The sequence below is a fragment of the Streptomyces durocortorensis genome, from assembly GCF_031760065.1.
Classification (GTDB): Bacteria; Actinomycetota; Actinomycetes; order Streptomycetales; family Streptomycetaceae; genus Streptomyces.
The window spans coordinates 4059069-4077408 of sequence record NZ_CP134500.1 but is presented as its reverse complement, the minus strand read 5'-3'; the positions used below and the strand labels follow the sequence as shown (position 1 = coordinate 4077408).

21 protein-coding genes are annotated in these 18340 nt (G+C 70.9%); 9 read left to right on the top strand and 12 right to left on the bottom strand.

Going from position 1 to position 18340, the window contains the following annotated elements; genetic code table 11:
• Positions 1–57 precede the first annotated feature (57 nt).
• Positions 58–471, top strand: coding sequence for a hypothetical protein (locus RI138_RS18050; RefSeq protein ID WP_096629048.1), 414 nt, complete (start codon positions 58–60; stop codon positions 469–471).
• A gap of 63 nt (positions 472–534) precedes the next feature.
• Positions 535–1251: a nucleotidyltransferase family protein gene (locus RI138_RS18045; RefSeq protein WP_311120763.1), complete on the top strand. Its 717-nt coding sequence runs from the start codon at positions 535–537 to the stop codon at positions 1249–1251.
• Between the two features lie 171 nt (positions 1252–1422).
• Here RI138_RS18045 and RI138_RS18040 read toward each other — a convergent pair whose 3' ends face one another.
• The 7 genes from RI138_RS18040 to RI138_RS18010 form a co-directional block, all read right to left on the bottom strand.
• Entirely contained in the window at positions 1423–3054 is a 1632-nt protein-coding gene (locus RI138_RS18040) for a DoxX family membrane protein (RefSeq protein ID WP_311120762.1), read from the bottom strand.
• Positions 3055–3224: 170 nt separating this feature from the next.
• The gene (gene rlmB, locus RI138_RS18035) at positions 3225–4181 is read right to left on the bottom strand and encodes a 23S rRNA (guanosine(2251)-2'-O)-methyltransferase RlmB (RefSeq protein WP_096629052.1); all 957 of its coding nucleotides are present in this window, start codon (positions 4179–4181) and stop codon (positions 3225–3227) included.
• A 98-nt stretch (positions 4182–4279) separates the two neighbouring features.
• Positions 4280–5680 (bottom strand): cysteine--tRNA ligase, encoded by a 1401-nt coding sequence (cysS, locus tag RI138_RS18030; RefSeq protein ID WP_311120761.1) that lies wholly within the window; start codon positions 5678–5680, stop codon positions 4280–4282.
• Between the two features lie 153 nt (positions 5681–5833).
• A complete protein-coding gene (locus RI138_RS18025) occupies positions 5834–6238 on the bottom strand; it encodes a PPOX class F420-dependent oxidoreductase (protein WP_096629085.1) in 405 nt (134 codons plus the stop codon).
• Between the two features lie 280 nt (positions 6239–6518).
• Positions 6519–7034, bottom strand: coding sequence for a 2-C-methyl-D-erythritol 2,4-cyclodiphosphate synthase (gene ispF / locus RI138_RS18020; RefSeq protein ID WP_096629055.1), 516 nt, complete (start codon positions 7032–7034; stop codon positions 6519–6521).
• Entirely contained in the window at positions 7024–7791 is a 768-nt protein-coding gene (gene ispD, locus RI138_RS18015) for a 2-C-methyl-D-erythritol 4-phosphate cytidylyltransferase (protein ID WP_096629057.1), read from the bottom strand. Before ispD ends, ispF begins: the two co-directional genes overlap by 11 nt.
• 332 nt (positions 7792–8123) lie before the next feature.
• On the bottom strand, positions 8124–8606 hold the full coding sequence (locus tag RI138_RS18010) for a CarD family transcriptional regulator (RefSeq protein ID WP_003953493.1): 483 nt from the start codon (positions 8604–8606) through the stop codon (positions 8124–8126).
• Between the two features lie 723 nt (positions 8607–9329).
• On the opposite strand from RI138_RS18010, the gene RI138_RS18005 reads away from it, so the two are divergent.
• The gene (locus RI138_RS18005) at positions 9330–10031 is read left to right on the top strand and encodes a DUF461 domain-containing protein (protein WP_311120760.1); all 702 of its coding nucleotides are present in this window, start codon (positions 9330–9332) and stop codon (positions 10029–10031) included.
• 138 nt (positions 10032–10169) lie between these two features.
• Here the strand turns inward: RI138_RS18005 and RI138_RS18000 are convergent, their stop codons facing one another.
• Together RI138_RS18000 and RI138_RS17995 are read right to left on the bottom strand one after the other, a co-directional pair.
• Positions 10170–10850: a response regulator transcription factor gene (locus RI138_RS18000; RefSeq protein ID WP_003968183.1), complete on the bottom strand. Its 681-nt coding sequence runs from the start codon at positions 10848–10850 to the stop codon at positions 10170–10172.
• Complete coding sequence (locus RI138_RS17995) at positions 10847–12109, bottom strand: sensor histidine kinase (RefSeq protein WP_311120759.1); 1263 nt, start codon at positions 12107–12109, stop codon at positions 10847–10849. Before RI138_RS17995 ends, RI138_RS18000 begins: the two co-directional genes overlap by 4 nt.
• A 197-nt stretch (positions 12110–12306) precedes the next feature.
• Between RI138_RS17995 and phoU the strand changes: the two genes are divergently transcribed.
• A complete protein-coding gene (gene phoU / locus RI138_RS17990; protein ID WP_311120758.1) occupies positions 12307–12984 on the top strand; it encodes a phosphate signaling complex protein PhoU in 678 nt (225 codons plus the stop codon).
• Positions 12985–13292: 308 nt separating this feature from the next.
• Positions 13293–13442 carry a hypothetical protein gene (locus RI138_RS17985; protein WP_179500197.1) on the top strand — a complete coding sequence of 50 codons (150 nt, stop codon included), beginning with the start codon at positions 13293–13295 and terminating at the stop codon, positions 13440–13442.
• Between the two features lie 109 nt (positions 13443–13551).
• On the opposite strand, the gene RI138_RS17980 is transcribed toward RI138_RS17985, so the two are convergent.
• Positions 13552–14874 (bottom strand): MDR family MFS transporter, encoded by a 1323-nt coding sequence (locus RI138_RS17980; RefSeq protein ID WP_311122924.1) that lies wholly within the window; start codon positions 14872–14874, stop codon positions 13552–13554.
• Positions 14875–15091: 217 nt separating this feature from the next.
• Here RI138_RS17980 and RI138_RS17975 point away from each other — a divergent pair, with 217 nt between their 5' ends.
• Entirely contained in the window at positions 15092–15850 is a 759-nt protein-coding gene (locus RI138_RS17975; RefSeq protein ID WP_096629064.1) for a phosphoglyceromutase, read from the top strand.
• A 167-nt stretch (positions 15851–16017) separates the two neighbouring features.
• A complete protein-coding gene (locus tag RI138_RS17970) occupies positions 16018–16227 on the top strand; it encodes a hypothetical protein (protein ID WP_311120757.1) in 210 nt (69 codons plus the stop codon).
• A 65-nt stretch (positions 16228–16292) separates the two neighbouring features.
• Here RI138_RS17970 and RI138_RS17965 read toward each other — a convergent pair whose 3' ends face one another.
• The gene (locus tag RI138_RS17965) at positions 16293–16655 is read right to left on the bottom strand and encodes an SH3 domain-containing protein (protein WP_311120756.1); all 363 of its coding nucleotides are present in this window, start codon (positions 16653–16655) and stop codon (positions 16293–16295) included.
• A 290-nt stretch (positions 16656–16945) separates the two neighbouring features.
• On the opposite strand from RI138_RS17965, the gene RI138_RS17960 reads away from it, so the two are divergent.
• Both RI138_RS17960 and RI138_RS17955 read left to right on the top strand, forming a co-directional pair.
• The gene (locus RI138_RS17960; RefSeq protein ID WP_311120755.1) at positions 16946–17194 is read left to right on the top strand and encodes a hypothetical protein; all 249 of its coding nucleotides are present in this window, start codon (positions 16946–16948) and stop codon (positions 17192–17194) included.
• On the top strand, positions 17191–17433 hold the full coding sequence (locus tag RI138_RS17955) for a hypothetical protein (protein ID WP_096629932.1): 243 nt from the start codon (positions 17191–17193) through the stop codon (positions 17431–17433). The genes RI138_RS17960 and RI138_RS17955 overlap by 4 nt, the downstream gene beginning before the upstream one ends.
• A gap of 63 nt (positions 17434–17496) precedes the next feature.
• Here the strand turns inward: RI138_RS17955 and RI138_RS17950 are convergent, their stop codons facing one another.
• Complete coding sequence (locus RI138_RS17950; RefSeq protein ID WP_311120754.1) at positions 17497–18312, bottom strand: hypothetical protein; 816 nt, start codon at positions 18310–18312, stop codon at positions 17497–17499.
• Positions 18313–18340 lie beyond the last annotated feature (28 nt).

The window sequence follows — 18340 nt, the reverse complement described above, 5'->3', positions numbered from 1 at the left end:
TCCCCCGCGAGGGTGACGAAATGTCGCCAAGTCATCACTGGCCGCTACGCTCGCTGCGTGACCCACACCGCGCGCCGCATCGGCCGATCCCTCGCTCTCGTCCTGCCCGTCGTCATGGTTCTGTCCGGGACCCTCGCGGTCACCACCGTTCCGTGGGCGGCGCCGGACAACGACTCCACGCTGCTGGCCGCCTCCTCGGAGACCGTGTCCAAACCAGCGAAGCCGCGTGCCCCGCAGGACATCCTTCGCGAGAAGCTGCTCGTGGAGCTCCAGGAGAAGGACCCGGGCACCGCGCTCACGGCTCTCCAGCGCGCCGTGGAGCAGCGCCCGTCGCTCGCCCGCCACTGCATGTCGATCGCGAAGGCGCTCGGCAAGGCCGCCGTCGAGCAGTACGGTCCGACCCGTGCGCAGCGCTTCTCCCGCCCCGTCTGCGACACCTCGTTCGCCTCCGGCGTCGCCCAGTTCAGCTGAGTCCGGGGGGCGGTGGCACGGACCGCCGCCGCCCGCCCGCGGGCAGCGCCTATCGTGCCTGCCATGCATACGTATCCGACACAGGCCGTGATCCTTGCCGGTGGCCAGGGGTCACGGCTGCGGCCGTACACCGACGACCGCCCCAAGCCGATGGTCGAGATCCCCGGGACCGGGACGCCGATCATCGGCCATCAGCTGTCCTGGCTGGCCGCCGAAGGGGTCACCGACGCCGTGGTCTCCTGCGGGCATCTCGCCGAGGTGCTCCAGGAGTGGCTGGAGGCGGCCGTGCTGCCGCTCCGGGTCACCACTGTCGTGGAGACCGAGCCCCTGGGACGCGGCGGCGGGCTGAAGTACGCGGCCGAGCGCCTGCCCGACGCCGATCAGCCGTGGTACGCCACGAACGGTGACATCTGGACGCGCTTCTCCTTGCGCGAGATGGCCGCCTTCCACGCCGAGCGCGACGCCACCGCCACTCTGGCCCTCGCCCGGCCCCGCATCCCGTGGGGTGCCGTGGAGACGGACGCGTTCGGGCACATCACCGACTTCATCGAGTCGCCGCCCTCCCCGTACCTGATCAACGCCGGGGTGTACGTGTTCTCGCCCTCGTTCACGAAGCTGCTGCCGGACCGCGGCGACCATGAGCGGACGACGTTCCCCCGCCTCGCCCGCGAGCGTCGGCTCGCCGGGTATCCACTGCCGCACGGGGCGTACTGGCGGGCCATCGACACCGCGAAGGATCTGACCGAGGCGGCCCGGGAGCTGGGCTCGCACGGGGGCTGACAGTCGCCCGTACATGCGGCCGTGTGTGCTGGCGTGCGGCACTGGAGCCCGTACGTACCGGTGAGCGCGGGAGAGGGCGGTCCCCACCCTGTTCGGTGGGGGCCGCCCTCTCCGTCTGACAAAGCCTTACGAAGCCCTACGAGAAACCTTACGAAGCTCTACGGAGCGGGCTCAGCCGAGGAGACCGCCGATCGGGTTCCGGCCGCCTCCGCCGGAGGTCGAGCCCTCGCCGCCGGAGGAGGTCGAGCCTCCGGTGGGCTCCGGTTCGCCGCCGCCGGAGGAGGCGTCGCCGCCGGTGGAGCCGGAGGAGGTGGGACCCGCGCTGGTGGCGGACGGGGGCTGCTGGGGGGTGGACTGCTGCGGGGGGGCCTGGCCGGTGCCCTGGGTCTGGCTGGGCTGGGTGCTGCCCGAACCGGTGCTCTGGCCGCCCGAGTCACGGGTCGCGCCGGGGCTGGCCTCGCCCGTGCCGGGCGTGCTCGCGGCGCCGGAGCTGGAGGGTTCGGGGCGTCGCTGCTCTTCCGGCGTACGGGAGGCCTCGCGCTCGCCGGTGGACTCCTGGGGCAGCGGCATGCCGGGGAGGCGGTTGGTGGGGTAGTCGCTGCGGCCGGGGACGGTGACGACCTCGGTGGAGCGGACCGCGCCGCCGAGGACGGAGCCGACCAGCAGGGTGAGGCCGATGACGACGCTGGCGACGACGGTCCCGCGGCGCAGGACCCGGCGGCGCAGGTCCCAGATCTCGGAGCGCGGGCCGAGCTTGCGCCAGGCCTCCCCGGCGAGCCGCCCGTCCACGGAGTAGACGGGGGCGCCCGCGATGATCAGGGGGCTCCAGGCGGCCAGGAAGATGATGTCGGGCGCCTCGTACACCGGCACCGTGCGCCAGCTCACCGTCACCAGGAGGGCGGCGGAGAGCAGGGCGCCCACCGAGGCGGCGACGCGCTGCCAGAGGCCGAGGACGGTGAGGACGCCCACGACGACCTGGAGGAAGGCGATGGTCAGGCCCGCGCCGACGGGGTGGGAGAGGGCGAAGTCGCGCAGGGGCTCGGCCGCCGCCCAGGGGTTCAGAGAGGTCAGCCACTTCACCATCGAGCCGCGTTCGCCGCCGTCGAAGTAGACGGGGTCGCACAGCTTGCCCATGCCCGCGTAGATGGAGATGAAGCCGAGGAAGACCCGCATGGGGAGCAGGACGACGCCCAGGTTCATCCGGTGGCCGGGGTAGTAGGCGTGCCGGACCGGGTCGTTGCCGTGGCGGCGGGCGCGGGCCTCGGCAGTCTCGTCGTGGTCCTCGTCACCGCCGGGTCCGTCGAGGCCGTCCGGACCCTCGGGGCCGTCGACCGGGTCGTACGCGCCGACGGCCTGGCGCATGGGCGGCAGGAGCGGGCCGGCCGATCCGGGCTGGTGCGGGGCGGTCAGTACGGGATTGGGCTGCGTCTCCTCCAGGAGCGGGATGACCTGCGTCGCGCCCGTCCCGTGCCCGTCGCCGGAGGCCCCGCCGAGTCCGGCATCGAGATGCCCGGCGGTGGAGTTGCGCATGGCCTGGAGGAGGCCCGTCGCGCCGGGGTCGCCCGGGGCGGACTTCCCGCTCCAGACGACGGGTGCCCGCCTTCGGCCTCCGCCTGCGCCGCTCATCGCGGGGATGCGGGCCGTGGCCGCGGGGGCACCGCGCAGCCGTGCGCGCTGGCCCGGGGGGAGCTGCACCCGGAAGCTGGCGTGGTTGACGATGACCTGCGCGGGGTCGCTGTCCACCTTGGTCATGCTCAGGGCGGGTTGCTCGTCGAACCGAGGCGTTCTGGTGTCCACACTCATCTAACCGAGTGATGTGTGTTTAGGACACTGCCTTGACCGCACCAGATGTGTCCGAGACCCGTCAAGATCAGGCCAAACTCGGGCATCCTGGAACTGTGTTCGGCGTTCGCGCGTCAACTCGCCGACGGACGAGCCCATTGCCGCGCGAACGCCGACCGGTGCCGGTGCGGCTACGCGCGGCGGCGCGCCACCTCGTACAGGACGATGCCCGCCGCGACACCGGCGTTGAGGGACTCGGCGCCGCCCGGCATGGAGATCCGCACACGGTAGTCGCAGGTCTCGCCGACGAGGCGGCCGAGACCCTTGCCCTCGCTGCCGATGACGATGACGACCGGGCCGTCCAGCGCCTCCAGGTCCTCCACCGTGTGCTCGCCGTCGGCGGCCAGGCCGACGACCGTGAGGCCCGCCTTCTGGTAGCCCTCCAGCGCGCGGGTCAGGTTGGTGACCCGGGAGACCGGGGTGCGGGCCGCCGTACCGGCCGAGGACTTCCACGCACCGGCGGTCATACCGGCCGCCCGGCGCTCGGGGACGACCACGCCGTGGCCGCCGAACGCGGAGACCGAGCGGACGATCGCGCCCAGGTTGCGCGGGTCCGTCACCCCGTCGAGGGCGACGATCAGCGGGTCCTCGTTGTTGTCGTACGCCGCGGCGGTGAGGTCCTCCGGGTGCGCGTACTCGTACGGCGGGACCTGGAGGACGAGGCCCTGGTGGTTCAGGCCGTTCGTCATCCGGTCCAGCTCGGGGCGCGGGGCCTCCATCAGGTTGATGTTGCCGCGCTCGCCCGCGAGCTTGAGCACGTCACGGACGCGCTCGTCGTTGTCGATGAACTGCTGGACGTACAGCGTGACGGCGGGCACGCCGTCACGCAGGGCCTCGAAGACCGGGTTGCGGCCGACGACCATCTCCGAGGTGCCCTTGACGCCGCCGCGCCGGGGGGCCGGGCGGCGGGCGGCAGCCTGCTTGGCCTGGACGTTGGCGATGCGGTTCTTCTTGTGTCCCTTGCGGGCGGAGGCCGGAGGGGTCGGGCCCTTGCCTTCGAGACCACGGCGTCGCTGGCCACCGCTGCCGACCTGCGCGCCCTTCTTGTTGGACGTGCGGCGGTTCCTGCGCTGGCTGTTCCCGGCCATGATCTACCTGTTTCGTTGCTTTCAGACGTGCGTACGTTTAAGGAAAGTGTGCCGCCCGGATCGCCGGGCGGCACAATCTCACTGCTCGGAGCGGGTGCTCAGCGCTGTCCCAGCGTCCACCGGGGGCCGGTGGGACTGTCCTCGATGACGAGGCCGGACTGGCCCAGCTGGTCGCGGATCGCGTCGGCGGCGGCCCAGTCCTTGCGGGCCCGGGCCGACTGCCGCTGGTCGAGGACGAGGCGCACGAGGGTGTCGACGACCCCGTGCAGATCCTCGCCCCGGTCACCCTCGCCCGCCCAGTGCGGGTCGAGCGGGTCGAGGCCCAGGACGCCGAGCATGGCCCGGACCTCGGCGAGGCGGGCGGCGGCGACTTCCTTGTCGTCGGCGGCGAGCGCGCTGTTGCCCTGGCGGACGGCGGTGTGGACGATCGCGAGGGCCTGCGGCACGCCCAGGTCCTCGTCCATCGCCTCGGCGAAGGCGGCCGGCACCTCGGCGGCGGGGGGAACGGTCTCCCCGGCCTTCTCGATGGCACGCTGGACGAAGCCCTCGATCCGCGCGAACGCGGACTCGGCCTCGCGCAGGGCCTCCTCGCTGTACTCGATCATCGACCGGTAGTGCGGGGTGCCCAGGTAGTAGCGCAGAACGATCGGGCGCCAGTGCTTGACCATCTCGCTGACGAGGACGGAGTTGCCCAGCGACTTGGACATCTTCTCGCCGGACATGGTGACCCAGCCGTTGTGCACCCAGTAGTTGGCGAACGCGTCGCCGAACGCCTTGGCCTGGGCGATCTCGTTCTCGTGGTGCGGGAAGATCAGATCGATGCCGCCGCCGTGGATGTCGAAGGCGGAGCCCAGGTACTTGTGGGCCATGGCCGAGCACTCCAGGTGCCAGCCGGGCCGGCCGCGGCCCCACGGGGTCTCCCAGCTGGGCTCACCCGGCTTGGTCGCCTTCCACATCGCGAAGTCCCGCTGGTCGCGCTTGCCGGTCTCGCCGTCGCCGGAAGGCTGGCGCAGATCGTCCAGCTCCTGGTTGGAGAGCTCCAGGTAACCGGGGAGGGACCGGACGTCGAAGTAGACGTTGCCCTGGGCCTCGTAGGCGTGACCCCGCTCGATGAGACCGCGCATCATCTCGATCATCTCGGGGATGTGGCCGGTGGCACGGGGCTCGTAGGTGGGCGGCAGGCAGCCGAGCACGTCGTAGCCGTCGTTGAACGCGCGCTCGTTCTCGTAACCGATCGACCACCAGGGGCGGCCCTGCTCGGCGGACTTCGTGATGATCTTGTCGTCGATGTCGGTGACGTTCCGGATGAACGTGACGTCGTAGCCCCGGTAGGTGAACCAGCGGCGCATGATGTCGAAGTTCAGGCCCGAGCGGATGTGGCCGATATGCGGTGCTGCCTGGACGGTGGCGCCACAGAGGTAGATCGAGACACAGCCTGCTGTGAGCGGGACGAAGTCACGGATCTGCCGGGCGCTGGTGTCGTGCAGGCGAATAGTCACGCCTCAAGGGTAGTAGGCCGACACCAGTGCCCCGCGACCCTTGGGGATCGCGGGGACAACTTTCTGATACCGGGATGCCTCTTTCTGGTACCGGGATGCCTCGAACCGGCCCCGAGAGCGTTCTCCGGGGTGCGCGAGACGCCTCCGGAGGCCTCAGATGCTGCCGACGACCTTCCGCGGCGAGATCCGGACGACCACACGGGGGGCGTCGGCGGCGGAGTCCGGGTTGAACTCCGCGTACGGCTTGCCGGTGTACTTCACCGCGAGCTCGTCGATCAGCTCCTGCCCGCCGTCCGTCGTCAGCGTCGCCTCGCCACGGATCTCGGCGTAGCTGTACGGGGCGTCGAAGGGCTGGACGAGCACGGTGACGCGCGGGTCGCGGCGGAGGTTCTTCTCCTTGCGGCGGCCGATCGTGGTGGAGATCAGCACGTCGTCGCCGTCGCGCGTGACCCACACCGGGGAGACCTGGGGGCTGCCGTCGGGCTGGATGGTGGCGATGTTGACGAAGACGGGGGTGTCGAGCAGGTTCTTGAGCTCGGTGGAGAGTGCGGCGGTCATGCGTACGTCCTCCTGGTCCCTGCGGGAGATCGGTTCGGTGATCAGGCCCGATGCTTCTACCCCGTAACCGGGCGCGGCCCCGGCTCCTTCGCGCCCGTTCACCCGTTCACCCGCTCCCCGCGCGTCCCGCCGGAAGGGTGAACGCGAGGGCCGCGCCGGTCAGCGGTACGGCCGCGAGCGCCGCCCACAGGACGGACGCGGGCGTGCATGGGGCGCAGGCGCACCGGGGCGGGCGCACCGGCGGTGCGGGCGCGCACGGGCCCTCGCGGCCCCGCGCCGGTCAGCGGGTCCGGTAGACCAGCGCGGTCGCGATCCCCGCGATGCCCTCGCCGCGGCCGGTGAAGCCGAGCCCGTCGGAGGTGGCGGCGGAGAGCGAGACCGGCGCGCCCACCGCGGCGGACAGCACCTTCTGCGCCTCGTCGCGCCGCTTGCCGATCTTCGGGCGGAGGCCGACGACCTGGACGGCCACGTTCCCGATCTCGAAGCCCTCGGCGCGGACGATCCGGGCGGCCTCGGTGAGCAGCGTGATGCCCGCGGCGCCGGACCACTCGGGGCGGCCGGTGCCGAAGTGCTGCCCGAGGTCGCCGAGGCCCGCCGCGGAGAAGAGCGCGTTGCAGGCGGCGTGCGCGACGACGTCGGCGTCGGAGTGACCGGCGAGTCCGGGGCCCTCGCCCTCCCACTTCAGGCCCGCGCACCAGAGCTCGCGGCCCTCCTCGAAGGCGTGGATGTCGGTGCCGATCCCGACGAGCGGGATGACGGGGGCGGGGGTCCCCGCGGCGTGCTGCTCAGAAACCATCGTTGGCCCTCCTGCGGGCGAGTACCGCTTCGGCCAGTACCAGGTCGAGCGGCCGGGTCACCTTGAACGCCTCCTCGTGCCCGGGGACGACGACCACCGGCGCGCCGAGGCGTTCCACCATGCCCGCGTCGTCCGTGGCACCCTCGCCGTCGAGCGCGACCTCGGCGTGGGCCCGCACCAGCGTGTCCCGGTCGAAGCCCTGCGGGGTCTGCACCGCACGCAGTCTGGCCCGTACGGGGGTGGCGAGCACCGGCTCCGGCTCCCCGGCCGCCGCTGCGGGCTCGACCTCCTTGACGGTGTCCGCGACAGGCAGCGCGGGAACGACGGCGGGCGCCCCTCCCCGTACGGCCTCGACCACCGCGTCGACCGTGTCGACCGGCACCAGGGGGCGGGCGGCGTCGTGGACCAGGACGACGGAGACGTCCTCGGGCAGCGCGTCGAGGCCGAGGCCCACGGACTCCTGGCGGGTGTCACCGCCCGGCACCACCAGGTAGTCGGTGTGCTCGGGCAGCACGTGCTCGTCGAGGAGGTGCTTCACCTCGGGCGCGCCGTCCGGCGGGGCGACGACCACGACCAGGGAGACCGACCGGGAGGCGGCCATGGCGCGGACCGCGTGGATCAGCATCGGCGTACCGCCGAGGACGCGGAGGGCCTTGGGCGCGCCCGGCCCCAGGCGCACGCCCCGCCCGGCCGCGGGGATCACCGCGGCGGTACGGGGAGGGCGCGACGGGCCGGACGGCGGGGGCGTCGATGACATCGGGTGCACTCCGAAGGTCCGAAGGTTCGGCAGGTTTGTCTTCCGTGCCGACATGGGTAGGGGCCCAGCGAGCCGGGCAGGACGCCCTGTCTCGAACCGGGCCCCTTCCGTGACACCCGGTCGGAACAGCACGTCCGGTCGGGACAGGTGCTCCCGCACGAGTGGACAGCACGTAGAAGAGCGACCAGTACCAGTACGCGTCACGGGCCCGGGGATGGATGATTCGGGTCCGAACATGCCGCAGCGCCCGACGACACAGCGTAAAAACGACTGGTCAGCGGGCACCGCGGCACATTCATACGACCGGATTCATACGACCGGTGCGACCCGGTTCAGGACGCGAGGACCTCGTCGAGCAGAGCCTCGGCCTTGTCCTCGTTCGTGTTTTCCGCGAGAGCGAGCTCGCTCACCAGGATCTGGCGGGCCTTGGCGAGCATGCGCTTCTCTCCGGCGGAGAGACCGCGCTCGCGCTCGCGACGCCACAGGTCACGCACCACTTCGGCGACCTTGATGACATCGCCGGAGGCGAGCTTTTCGAGATTTGCCTTGTAACGCCGGGACCAGTTCGTCGGCTCTTCGGCGTACGGCGCGCGCAGCACCTCGAAGACCCGGTCCAGCCCGTCCTGCCCGACCACGTCGCGCACGCCTACGAACTCCGCATTGTCCGCCGGCACACGAACCGTCAAGTCGCCCTGGGCGACCTTGAGCACCAAGTAGGTCTTGTCCACGCCTTTGATCTGGCGAGTTTCGATAGCCTCGATCAGCGCGGCCCCGTGATGGGGATAGACCACGGTGTCGCCAACCTTGAACGTCATGTGACAGGTACCCCTTCCGTGGCTATCCAGAGTAACACGAGAATCGCCTCTCCTGAATGGCGTTTTCGCAGGTCAGGGCATATCTCGGGGCTTGACAACAGCGACACGAACGTGCTGCGGAAGGCTTCCGGAAGGCGGTATTCGCAGGTCGGAGCCGTTGTGCACCCGGCGCGAAACGCCCACGTCACGCAGCCCGGAAGCCCTACAGAAGAGGACGAAAGTCCCGTTTTGCCGGTTTCCTGATGACGATCATTCTGCACCCCGTTCGAGGATCGCTCACCCGTACGGGTGCAAGTGCCGGACCGCAATGAAATTGATCAAGCCAAACGCCCTGCCGCACCTTTCGCGGAATGCGTCGCCGCCGGAAGAATTGATCACGCGGATTACGTGAACGGCAGGCGACTTACCGGCCGGTAGACCTTCAACGGTTACCGACTGGTAGACCTCAGAGGGCCTCCCAGGGCCTCCAGGTGAGCGCCCCCCGTCCGGCTCCGGCCGACGTCTCCCCCCGGGCGCCCCAGGGAGCCCTCCGGCAGCCCTCGGGGAAGTGGCGGAGCGCGTAGGGGCGGGTCGGGTGCAGGGCGGGAGCGGTGGCTCGGTAGCCTAAGGCCGCTGACACACCCTTAGGGCGGCTTTACCTCACTCCTTCCGCCGCCGCTCTCGGGAGGGTCGGCACGACGTACGAAGCCCGCAGTCCGACTCGTTCAAGGAGTTGCCGCCGCCGTGAGCCGCAGCCTTCGACACGGCGCTCTCGCCGCCACCGCCACCGCGTTCTCGATCGTCACGCTGTCCGCCTGCGGTGCAGGCAACAACGCGGAGACGCTCCAGATCAGGCCGGACAACGCGGCCACCTCGGTCGGCACCATCAAGATCCAGAACGTCAACGTCCTCACGCAGCCCGAGGGCGGTGCCGATGGCACCGCCGTCGTCGCCGCGACGCTGTTCAACGACGGCACCGAGCGCGAGGTGCTGGAGGCCGTCACGCTGCCCGGCAGCGACGCCGAGGTGAACCTCCAGGCCGCCGACGGCAAGGGCCCCATCGTGGTCCCGGCCGGCGGGCAGGTCATCATCGGCGGCAAGGGCAACGCCTCCGCCGTGATCGAGAACAGCGGCGAGGCGGCCCGCAACGGCGATGTGCAGCAGGTCGTCTTCAAGCTGAGCCGGACCGGCGACGTCGGCCTCGGCGCCAGCGTCTTCCCGGCGGAGGGCTTCTTCGAGGACTTCGGTCCCAGCCCGAAGGCAGAGGCGCCCTCGCCGAAGCCGAACGCGACCGCATCGGAGACGCCGTCCGGCGACGGCGAGACCCCGGGCACGCCCGAGGGCGAGACGCCCGGCACCCCGGCGGACGGCGCGGGCGCGGAGGGTGCCCAGGGCGCCGATGGCCCTCAGGGCGACACGGGAGCGGAGCAGGGCGCGGCCCGCTGACACCGGTGCGCCGCCCCCGTACGGCGCACGAGCACAGCACGAAGGGCGCTTCCCGGTCGGGAAGCGCCCTTCGGCGTGCTGCCGCGCGGAGAGCGCCCCCGGTGCGCGCTCGGGCCCGGGGAGGCAGCTCGGTGCGGTTTACGGCTCGAACTTGTACCCCAGGCCCCGCACCGTGACGAGATACCGGGGCGCCCCGGGGTCGGGCTCGATCTTGGCGCGCAGGCGCTTGACGTGGACGTCGAGGGTCTTGGTGTCGCCGACGTAGTCCGCGCCCCAGACCCGGTCGATGAGCTGCATACGGGTCAGCACTCGGCCCGCGTTGCGCAGGAGCATCTCCAGGAGGTCGAACTCCTTGAGCGGGAGGTCGACCTTGCCGCCGGAGACGGTGACCACGTGCCGGTCCACGTCCATCCGGACCGGGCCCGCCTCCAGGGCGGCCGGGGTGACCTCCTCCGGCTCTCCCCGGCGGCGCAGGACCGCGCGGATACGGGCGACGAGCTCGCGGGAGGAGAAGGGCTTGGTGACGTAGTCGTCGGCTCCTATTTCCAGCCCGACGACCTTGTCGATCTCGCTGTCCTTGGCGGTGACCATGATCACCGGAACGTTGGAACGGCTGCGGAGCTGGCGGCACACCTCGGTGCCGGGCAGGCCGGGCAGCATCAGGTCGAGCAGGACCAGGTCGGCGCCGTTGCGCTCGAACTCGTCCAGACCGTCGGGGCCGGTCGCCGCGATGGCGACCTCGAAACCTTCCTTGCGCAGCATGTAGGACAGGGCGTCGCTGAAGGATTCCTCATCCTCGACGACAAGCACTCGGGTCACGGAAGAGCCTCCGGGGCAGGGAAGGGGTCAAAGGTGTCGGTCTCGTACGGCCCCTCGTCGTCGCCGTTGACGATAAGCGGTCCGCCGGTGGTGCGCTCCCTCAAGACACCCGATTCGGGCAGCCGGAGGGTGAAGGTGGAGCCCTGTCCCTCGGAGCTCCAGACGGTGACCTCCCCGCCGTGCGAGGCGGCCACGTGCTTGACGATGGCGAGGCCGAGACCGGTGCCACCGGTGGCCCGCGAGCGGGCCGGGTCGACGCGGTAGAACCGCTCGAAGACCCGTTCGCGGTCCTTCTCGGAGATGCCGATCCCCTGGTCGGTGACGGCTATCTCGATGAGATCCCCGCCGGGCGCGGCCATCCGGCGTGCGGCGATACCGACGCGGGTGCGGGCGGGACTGTAGTTGACGGCGTTCTCGACGAGGTTGCCGAGCGCGCCGACGAGCTGGCCCCGGTTGCCCCAGACCGTGAGGCCCTCGGTGCCGGCGGAGGCCATGGTGATCTGCTTGGAGCCCGCCTGCTGGCGGCAGCGGTCGATCGCCTCGGCGATCAGCGTCTCCACCTTGACCGACTCGGCGTCCTCCAGCGGGTCGTCGTTCTGCACCCGGGAGAGGTCGATGAGCTCCTGGACGAGGTTGGTCAGCCGGGTGGCCTCGATCTGCATCCGCCCGGCGAACCGCTCCACCGCCTCCGGGTCGTCGGAGGCGTCCATGACCGCCTCGGAGAGCAGTGAGAGCGCTCCCGTCGGGGTCTTGAGCTCATGGCTGACGTTGGCGACGAAGTCGCGCCGCACCGCTTCTATCCGGCGCGCCTCGGTCAGGTCCTCGACCAGGAGGAGCACCAGCCGCGAGCCCAGCGGGGCGACCCGGGCGGAGACGGCGAGGGCGTCCCCCCGGCCGGTGCCGCGCCGGGGGAGGTCCAGCTCGACCTGGCGTATCTCCCCGTCCCGCCGGGTGTCCCGGGCCATGTTGAGCATCGGCTCGACGGCCAGCCTGCCGCCCCTGACCAGCCCCAGGGCGTACGCGGCGGAGCTGGCCTTGACCACACTGTCGCTCTCGTCGAGAACGACGGCGGAGGAACTGAGCACGGAGAGGACGGTGTCCACTCCGGGGGGCAGAGCGGCGTTGCTGTCCGGCCGCAGGGACGTACGCGTGGGCCGTTTCAGATCGCGCTCGCTCCAGCGGAACGCCAGCATGGCGATCACACCGGTCAGGAGACCGGCGATCGCAGCAGCTGCGGCGACCGCCGCGTTCACGTCCATGCTTCAAGGTTATGCGGGTGCGCAGACACTCTCCCAGCCGTCCGAGCGCCATCTCGAACACTCGTCGCCCAGAGTTCACCGAGGGGTAGGTGCCGGTTCACTTAGGGGGTTGGATCCGGACGCGTTGCGGCCGCACCGTGGGACCGTGGGGGTCGGCCCGAGACCCCGGCCTCAGTTGGAACTGGAGAGGGACTTCCATGCGCGACGCTTACCACGAGGAACTCGATTCGATCGGAGAAGGCCTGGTCGAGATGGCCCGGCTGGTCGGCTCGGCGATCGGGCGGGCGACCACGTCCATGCTCGACGCCGACCTGACGCTGGCGGAGAGCGTGATCGCCGGCGACCAGAAGGTCGACGACCTCCAGCACGAACTGGAGGCCCGCGCCATCGCGCTCCTCGCCCGCCAGCAGCCGGTGGCGACCGACCTGCGCATCGTGGTGACCTCGCTGCGGATGAGCGCCGACCTGGAGCGCTCGGGCGACCTCGCCCAGCATGTGGCGAAGCTGGCCCGGCTGCGCTTCCCGCAGTCGGCGGTCCCGCACGACCTGCACGCCACCATCCTGGAGATGGGCCAGCTCGCGCAGCGCCTGATGGCCAAGGCCGCCGAGGTCATCATCACCAAGGACGTCGATCTGGCACTGCAGCTGGAGCAGGACGACGACGAGATGGACCTGCTGCACCGCACGCTGTTCCAGCACCTGATGGACGACCGCTGGAAGCACGGCATCGAGACGGCCGTGGACGTGACGCTGCTGGGCCGCTACTACGAGCGCTTCGCCGACCACGCGGTGTCGGTCGCCAAGCGCGTGGTCTACCTGGTGACGGGCGAGCACGCGGACGAGATCCAGGCGGCGGCACCGGTGGAGGGCGCGTAACGGCGCCCCTCGCCGCGTAACGGCACTCCGTCCGCGTAACGGCGCTCCCGTCCGCGTGACGGCACTCCTCGTCGCCGCGTAACGGCACTCCGTCCGCGTGACGGCACTTCTCATCCGAGTGCCGACGTCCCGCCTCCTGCCCCGGTACCCCGCCCTCCCGCCTCTGCCTGTCGACGGCGTACGCGAGTCGCACATGCGTTCCTGCGCGCGTGCGCCGTTGATGCGCCCGCCGGGATGGGCATGCAATGGGGGTGGGGGCGGTGCACCATGCCGACCGCCGCCCCAGCCGTACGCCCTGAGGAGGGACCATGGCCGAATCCCCCATGACCGAACCCCAGCAGGAGACCCCGACCGAAGTGGTGCACCTGACCGTGCTCGGCGCCTGCGGCTGCGGCTCGGGGTGCGGGTGCGGCTGCCAGTCCGGTGCTCCGTGCCAGTGCGGCGGCTGCTGCGGCTGACACGTACAGGCGCACGGAATACGGGCGTACGGAATACGTACGTACGGCGTCGGCCCGGAGGAGGAGCCGGGCCGACGCCGTACGTGTGCCGGAGCGCGAGGTGCGCAGGTCAGACCGCGCGCTCGACGGCCAAGGGGTCCTCGGCCCGGTCCGGCCGGACCTCGGCCGGTACGGGAGCGGGCTCGGGAGCAACGGCGTCCGCACCGCCCGGGTGCTCCTCGCGCGGCAGGTTGCGCATCAGCAGCCAGTAGCCGAGACCCGCGACCGTGCCGATCACGGCGCAGGCGCCCCAGAGCCAGGCGGCGCCGTAGTGGTCGATCACGAAGCCGGACATCAGCGGCGCGACGAGCGCCGCCACCGACCACGACATCGTGTACATGCCCTGGTAGCGGCCCCGGCCCCGGGCGGGCGACAGCTGCACGACCAGACCCGTCTGGGTGGGCGCGTTGACGATCTCGGCCAAGGTCCAGACGCACACCGTCAGTGCGTAGGCCGCGACCGACCCGGCGAACGCCGTCAGCCCGAAGCCGTACCCGGCGAGCAGCGAGGAGATGATCAGCAGCCGGCGCGGATCGCGGTGCTGGATGAAGCGGGTGACGGGGATCTGGAGGACCACGATCAGCACGCCGTTGACGGCGATGGCGGTACCGAAGTCGGAGCTGGACAAGCCGTCCGTACCCATCGCCACCGGAAGTCCCACGTACCCCTGCTGGAAGATCAGCGACACCAGGAACGACAGCCCCACGACGCCCATGAAGCGCCCGTCGCGCAGGACGGTGGTGAGCCGCACCTCGTCCTTGGGCCGCTTGCCGCCGACGCGCTTCGCGGGCGCCTGCTCGGGCCGCGACTCCGGCACCTTCACGAAGACGACGACGGCGCACACGAGCGTCATCAGGGCCTCGCCGATGAAACCTGCGAGATAGCTGTACTCGGCGATGAACCCGGCACCTGCGGCAGAGATCGCGAAGCCGAGGTTGATGGCCCAGTAGTTGAGCGAGAAGGCCCGGATCCGGTCCTTCGGGGGCACGATGTCCGCCATCATCGCCTGGACGGCGGGGCGTGAGGCGTTGCTCGCCATGCCGACGAAGAACGCCACGGCGGCGATGGCGAAGGGATGCACCATGAACCCGAGCAGTGCCACCGAGACCGCGGTGGAGACCTGGGCGATCAGCATGGTGGGCCGCCGCCCGAGCCGGTCGGTCATCACACCCGCGCCGAGCGAGGAGATGACGCCGCCGAGCCCGTGGAGGGCGGCGACGAGCCCGGCGTACGAGGCGGAGTAGCCCCGGTCCAGGGTCAGGTACAGAGCCATGAAGGTCGCGACGAACGCGCCGAGGCGGTTGACCAGGGTGCTGGTCCACAGCCACCAGAACTCGCGGGGCATCCCCGAGACGGTCTCGCGGGCGGCTGTGCGCAGACCGGCGACGGACATAAGGATTCCCCCCACGGGACGTACGGAACGAGCGCCTCGGGTAATACTCCCGACGACCTTCGAGACATTACGAAGCCCGGCTCTCCGCCCGCCACCGAATTGACGCCCACCGTCAATCGTCCCGCCGCCGGGCGCTCCTCGGGCATCCCCGGACCCGCGCTGTCCGCGTTACGGGCGGGCGCGCGGAGGCCACGGGGGTTCGATTACGCTCGGACCCATGGCCGACGCACCGTACAAGCTGATCCTCCTCCGCCACGGCGAGAGCGAATGGAACGCGAAGAACCTGTTCACCGGTTGGGTGGACGTCAACCTGACCGAAAAGGGCGAGAAGGAAGCAGTCCGCGGCGGTGAGCTGCTCAAGGACGCCGGTCTGCTTCCCGACGTCCTGCACACCTCCCTCCAGCGCCGGGCGATCCGCACCGCGCAGCTGGCCCTGGAGTCCGCCGACCGCCTCTGGATCCCGGTCCGCCGCTCCTGGCGCCTGAACGAGCGTCACTACGGCGCCCTCCAGGGCAAGGACAAGGCCCAGACGCTCGCCGAGTTCGGCGAGGAGCAGTTCATGCTGTGGCGCCGCTCGTACGACACCCCGCCGCCGCCGCTGGACCGCGACGACGAGTACAGCCAGTTCGACGACCCGCGCTACGCGACCCTCCCGCCGGAGCTGCGCCCGGACACGGAGTGCCTGAAGGACGTCGTCGTCCGCATGCTGCCGTACTGGTTCGACAGCATCGTCCCGGACCTCCTCACCGGCCGCACGGTCCTGGTCGCCGCCCACGGCAACAGCCTGCGCGGTCTGGTGAAGCACCTGGACGGCATCTCGGACGAGGACATCTCGGGCCTCAACATCCCGACCGGCATCCCGCTCTCCTACGAGCTCGACGCCGACTTCAAGCCGCTGAAGCCGGGCGGCACGTACCTGGACCCGGACGCGGCGAAGGCCGCGATCGAGGCCGTGAAGAACCAGGGCAAGAAGTAGCCCGCAGGCGGTAGTCCGTACGCGGCAGCCCGCACGCGCTAGTCGCCGCGCCCCCGGCCCGACGGTTCATCCGTCGGGCCGGGGGCGCGGCGCTGTGCCGGGCTCCTGTCGCATGCCGCGTGGAACAACGCGCGGAGCGGACAGGCGGTGAGGTGAGGGGCGGGGCCATGGCCAAGAAGCAGGCGTTCGTCGACACACCCGGGTACGTGGGGGTGCTGACCGCGTCGGGCCTCTGGACGGCGGCGAGTTCCGGCAGCCCGGTGTACATCCGGCTGATGGCCGCGGCGACCGGCGCCTACGCCGTGTGGCTTCTCGTCGGTCATCTGGTCAAGCGGCGAAGGGAACGCCTCTCGGACGCTGCCGTGACCGATGCCTGACACGCATACGTACGTCCCTCCCACTCCCTGCCACTCTCCGGTACGAGCGAGCAGGTGTCACGCAATCAGCTGGCGCCGATGGCGACACATTCCCCGGCCACCCAGCCGTCCTGCTTGTTGATCTTCACCGTCAGCCACCAGCTGCCACCACCGCACGAGGTGTACTTGCCCCCGCTCGTGCTGCTGTCCGCGTTGACGCCGCAGGGCAGCTTGCCGCCCTTGGGGATCGTCCCGATCGTCTTGAAGGCCGTCCCGGGGCCCTGGCGCACGTTGAGGGTTGTGCCCGTCCAGTTGTGGATGTAGCACTTCGCGGCGGCGCGGGGCGCGGCCGACGGTGCCGCGGCGGCGTTGGCGGGGCCTGCCGCCATACCCATGACCGCTATCGCGGAGACACTCGCGGCTGCCGTCCTCTTCCAGGTCGTAAGCATGCGTCAGATTCCTTTCAAGATCAAAAACGGGGACGGCTGAAACGTACCCCATCGGACGCGAAGGAAGATCCTTTTCTACGTCGCAGCAGTCGTCACTCGGACGATCCGGGGAGGGACCGGAAGATCCGGGGGCGGATCAGAGGCCGCGGCGCGCATGTGTACGCACATCCGGGAGGTACGGCGAGGCCGAACTGTCCGTGCCGCGTACTACGGTTGCCCCAACAGCGGCCTTGTCGGCCGCGACGGCGAAGCGCGGTGCCTCCAGGGCAAGGAGATCGGGGAGAGCGATCATGGGCGAGTCTCTGAAGACCTTCGTCGGCGGTACCGAAGTCGAGGTGCCCAACAGCATCCCGGACATCCGGGCCGCGCTGCCCGAGGAGAGACGCGAGGAGTTCAACCTCGCGATCAACGAGGCCGGGGTGCACGAGATTCAGGCCGTCATGCGTCACTGGATGCTGGAGGCCGTCCCCGATCCCGAAGCGGAACGGATTCTGGACCGGCTCGCGCAGGACGAGGCCGAGAGGCGGAGCGTCGCTTGAGCTTCCGCATCTCCTACGCCCCGCCCGCGGACGACACCCTGGCCAAGATGCGGGACGGCGAGTCCTTCCGCGACGAGATGGCCCGCACGCTGGGTCAGGAGCCGTACGGACACGCCTCGTCCGCCGTCAAGAGCGAGCGTGACCGGCGCGAGGCGACCGTCTCCGGGGCCATCGTCCTCTACTACGTCTCCCGGTCCGTCCTGACCGTCACCGTCGTCCGGCTGGTGCCCCTGCCCTGAGCAGCACGGCAGGGACAGGGGCAGGGGCGGAGGCAGAGGCAGGCGCGCGTTCGGTCGTGCGCGTCAGGCCAGCTTCTTGTCCTGCGCCGCCACGACCTCCGTCGGCACCTCGAACTTCGAACCGCCGCCCCCGGCCGCCAGGTTGAAGGCGTAGAACGTCGCCACCGTGCCCTCCTTGCGCAGCGCCACCAGCTTGAACGGGACCGTGTCGCCGTCGTCCTCGGCCGTGACCGTCCAGGCCGCCGACTCGTCGCCACCGCTGACCTTCTCCTCCGCGATCGAGGCGACCTTGGTCGGCACTCCTGCGATCGTGACGGTGAAGCCGCCCGCGCAGTCCACTGCGGCCTTCTTCAGCGCGGCGAACGCGTCGGGGCCCGCCGTCTTGTCGTACGAGGTCAGCGCGACGAACGTGGACGTCAGGTCGAACGCGGCCTTCAGCGCGTCCTCGACCCCGCCGTCCGTCAGCTCCTCCAGCGGCTTCTCGCCGTCGGTCTTCGGCTCGCTGACGACCTTGCGCTTCGTGGTGGCCACCGAACCCTCCTGCGCCACGCCGTACATGGCGTGGGCCACGGGAAGGCAGGCCTCCTTGTCGACCTTGACGGCGTCCGCCGGGACCTCGTCGTCCGGGCCCGCCTTGGCGACCTTGTGGCCCTCCACATCACCCTGGGCGAGAGTCGCCTTCTCCAGCTCGGCGGCGGTGAGCGCCTTGGCCGGGGCCGGGGCCTCCGGAGCCGAGCTGCTGCCGTTCGCGGCACCGCCCTTGTCGTTCTTCCCGTCGCCCGCGTCGGCGTCGGACGAGCCGCCGCAGGCGGTGGCCAGCAGGGTGAGGGACGCCGCGCAGGCGGCGAGGGCGGTACGGCGTACGGCAGTGGCGCGCATGGTTCTTCTCTCCGGTTCGGGGAGCAAC

Excerpts from the sequence above, each read along its gene's own strand:
- RI138_RS18045 (WP_311120763.1), top strand. The coding sequence starts at position 535 with ATGCATACGTATCCGACACAGGCCGTGATCCTTGCCGGTGGCCAGGGG.
- RI138_RS18040 (WP_311120762.1), bottom strand. The coding sequence starts at position 3,054 with ATGAGTGTGGACACCAGAACGCCTCGGTTCGACGAGCAACCCGCCCTG.
- rlmB (WP_096629052.1), bottom strand. The coding sequence starts at position 4,181 with ATGGCCGGGAACAGCCAGCGCAGGAACCGCCGCACGTCCAACAAGAAG.
- RI138_RS18025 (WP_096629085.1), bottom strand. The coding sequence starts at position 6,238 with ATGACCGCCGCACTCTCCACCGAGCTCAAGAACCTGCTCGACACCCCC.
- ispF (WP_096629055.1), bottom strand. The coding sequence starts at position 7,034 with ATGGTTTCTGAGCAGCACGCCGCGGGGACCCCCGCCCCCGTCATCCCG.
- ispD (WP_096629057.1), bottom strand. The coding sequence starts at position 7,791 with ATGTCATCGACGCCCCCGCCGTCCGGCCCGTCGCGCCCTCCCCGTACC.
- RI138_RS18010 (WP_003953493.1), bottom strand. The coding sequence starts at position 8,606 with ATGACGTTCAAGGTTGGCGACACCGTGGTCTATCCCCATCACGGGGCC.
- RI138_RS17995 (WP_311120759.1), bottom strand. The coding sequence starts at position 12,109 with ATGGACGTGAACGCGGCGGTCGCCGCAGCTGCTGCGATCGCCGGTCTC.
- phoU (WP_311120758.1), top strand. The coding sequence starts at position 12,307 with ATGCGCGACGCTTACCACGAGGAACTCGATTCGATCGGAGAAGGCCTG.
- RI138_RS17985 (WP_179500197.1), top strand. The coding sequence starts at position 13,293 with ATGGCCGAATCCCCCATGACCGAACCCCAGCAGGAGACCCCGACCGAA.
- RI138_RS17980 (WP_311122924.1), bottom strand. The coding sequence starts at position 14,874 with ATGTCCGTCGCCGGTCTGCGCACAGCCGCCCGCGAGACCGTCTCGGGG.
- RI138_RS17975 (WP_096629064.1), top strand. The coding sequence starts at position 15,092 with ATGGCCGACGCACCGTACAAGCTGATCCTCCTCCGCCACGGCGAGAGC.
- RI138_RS17970 (WP_311120757.1), top strand. The coding sequence starts at position 16,018 with ATGGCCAAGAAGCAGGCGTTCGTCGACACACCCGGGTACGTGGGGGTG.
- RI138_RS17965 (WP_311120756.1), bottom strand. The coding sequence starts at position 16,655 with ATGCTTACGACCTGGAAGAGGACGGCAGCCGCGAGTGTCTCCGCGATA.
- RI138_RS17960 (WP_311120755.1), top strand. The coding sequence starts at position 16,946 with ATGGGCGAGTCTCTGAAGACCTTCGTCGGCGGTACCGAAGTCGAGGTG.
- RI138_RS17950 (WP_311120754.1), bottom strand. The coding sequence starts at position 18,312 with ATGCGCGCCACTGCCGTACGCCGTACCGCCCTCGCCGCCTGCGCGGCG.